The organism is Gluconobacter vitians (genome assembly GCF_015244565.1).
GTDB lineage: Bacteria > Pseudomonadota > Alphaproteobacteria > Acetobacterales > Acetobacteraceae > Gluconobacter > Gluconobacter vitians.
Window position 1 is genome coordinate 1 of the sequence record NZ_JABCQG010000062.1, and the last position, 2,339, is coordinate 2,339.

Consider the following 2,339-nt stretch of genomic DNA (forward strand, 5'->3'; position numbering starts at 1 on the left):
CCCTTGGGCGAACCGCTTCAATCAGAGGCTCCCAGATCGCCCATGTCTCGTCCGTAAAAGTGCCTGTTCCGTCTCCTTCTTCCATCCCTATAATATGGGAAGTGTTTCAAGCGCTAACAGGCCCTAGCTGCTCGTAATAGGTATAGGTGACACGCTCGAATTTGCGTTCGTCTTCATCAGACAGGACTGCCGCCGCATGTCCACGGAAATAGGAGCCGGTCATGGCAACGATATGGGCGCTTCCATGAGCAATGATTTGGGCAAGCTGCTGGCCGAGCTTGTTGTTCGGGTTTGCCGAGACATGATGGAACTCGTCTATGGCGACCAGCCGCTGATCAAAAGCGGCAATGCCGAACTTCTCTACGGCAAAGCGGAACGTCGCGTGGGTGCAGACCAGCGTCTGGTCGCTGCTTTCCAGAAATGTGCCAACAGCATTGACCTTGCCGCCATCAGTGCCCGGTGAATTACAGAGATTCCATTTGGGCTCGACATGCCAGTCAGCCCAGAAACCGAACTTGCTCAGCGGCTCATCATGAAAGCTCGCGCCGATGGATTTCTCCGGCACGACGATGATCGCCTGCTTCAGTCCCTGATTTTCCAGCTTGTCCAGCGCTATGAACATCAGCGCGCGGCTCTTGCCCGAGGCGGGGGGAGATTTGATCAGAAGATACTGTTCTCCCCGTTTCTCGTAAGCACGCTCCTGCATGGGGCGCATACCCAGGGCATTGGCTTTTGTAGAATTACCATTTGCCGCATAAGCGACCGAGACTGACGGAACAGATTTTGATTCTGGGTTCATTTTCTCTCTCCAGCAACGCTGGCTAATGCGGCTTTCAATACCTGGAAACTGAACCGCTCCGGGATTGGCGGAGACCGGTTTGCATAAATTAGGCTGCCAGTGGGACGTGGTCCATAGCGGTGTAGAACTGTTGCTCGGCCTCGGCCGGCGTGATGTTGCCGATGGGCTCGAGGATACGACGGTTATTGAACCAGTCCACCCATTCGAGAGTGGCGTATTCCACGGCATCGAACGATCGCCATGGTCCGCATCTATGAATCACCTCGGCCTTGAACAGGCCGTCGACAGTCTCGGCCAGGGCGTTGTCATAACTGTCTCCAACGCTACCGACCGACGGTTCGATCCCGGCTTCAGCCAAGCGTTCGGTGTATCGAATGGCGACATATTGGGAGCCACGATCCGAGTGGTGAACAAGGTTTCTGGCTCCTGACGGACAGCGCGCATGGATCGCCTGCTCCAGCGCATCGAGTACGAAGTTCGCATGTGCTGTCCGGCTGACGCGCCAGCCGACGATGTATCGGGCAAACACGTCGATGACGAACGCCACATAAACGAACCCGGTCCAAGTCGCGACATAGGTGAAATCCGAAACCCACAGCCGGTTTGGCGCCCGCGCTTTGAACTGTCGGTTCACACGGTCGAGCGGACAGGGTGCATTGTTGTCGCTGATCGTCGTCCGCTTCGGTTTACCCCGGATCACGCCCTGCAGACCGAGATCACGCATGAGCCTGGCCACAGTGCAGCGAGCGGCCGTGATGTTCTCGCGAAGAAGCTGACGCCAGACCTTGCGCACGCCATAGACACCGAAATGCTCCGAGAAAACCCGCAGAATTTCCGGCTTCAACTCGGCATCACGCTGTTCTCGAACCGATCTTCGGCCTGGCTCGCGCCGTTTGCGCAACCGCTCATAGTAGGCTGACGGGGCGATCTGCAGCATCTTGCAGATCGGCTCGACCCCGTATGCCGCGCGGTGCTCATCGACAAATGCTGTCATTTCCGAAAGGGGCGGTCGAGCTCCGCCTGGGCGAAATACGCCGATGCCTTGCGCAGGATCTCGTTAGCCTGCCGCAACTCGCGGTTCTCGCGTTCCAGCGCCTTGAGCCGATCCGCAGTCTCAGACGGAACGCCGGCCCGCTTACCAGTCTCAACCTCTGCCTTCTTGACCCATTCGTTCAGCGTATGCGCCGAACAGCCAATCTTGCCAGCAATCGATACCATAGCCGTCCAACGCGACGGATGCTCGCCCTCATGCTCCAGAACCAATCGAACCGCGCGGGCACGAACCTCAGGGGAAAACTTCTTCACAGAATTGCTCATCAGACCTTCTTCTCAGGTGAATAGGTCTCCGCCAATCCCGGAGCGGTTCAAAGCCTTATGGGACAGATACGTCATGGCAGCGCCACGACCACGCACGCCGTGCGAGCAGCACTACAGCGATCGCAGGCTTCGCTCGCGACGCTGAGCAAGGAGTTCGGGATCAACCCGAAAACAGTTGCAAAGTGGCGGAAGCGTCAGACTGTCGAAGATCAGAAAACTGGCC

General features: G+C 57.4%; 1 protein-coding gene, 2 pseudogenes and 1 other annotated feature. Of the genes and pseudogenes, 1 reads left to right on the forward strand and 2 read right to left on the reverse strand.

Annotated features, from left to right (window positions below):
* Window positions 1-124 precede the first annotated feature (124 nt).
* A pseudogene (locus HKD24_RS14970) lies at window positions 125-799 on the reverse strand (DEAD/DEAH box helicase); the annotation flags it as partial.
* A gap of 88 nt (window positions 800-887) precedes the next feature.
* Window positions 888-2,116 (reverse strand): IS3 family transposase gene (locus tag HKD24_RS14975; protein ID WP_194260953.1). Its coding sequence is split into 2 segments (ribosomal slippage): window positions 888-1,825 and window positions 1,825-2,116, totalling 1,230 coding nucleotides; the frame shifts between segments, so codons are not numbered across the junction.
* Window positions 1,719-1,835: a sequence feature (AL1L pseudoknot), on the reverse strand. It overlaps the preceding gene by 117 nt.
* Window positions 2,117-2,173: 57 nt before the next feature.
* Here HKD24_RS14975 and HKD24_RS14980 point away from each other — a divergent pair.
* Window positions 2,174-2,339: pseudogene (locus tag HKD24_RS14980) on the forward strand (IS481 family transposase); the annotation flags it as partial.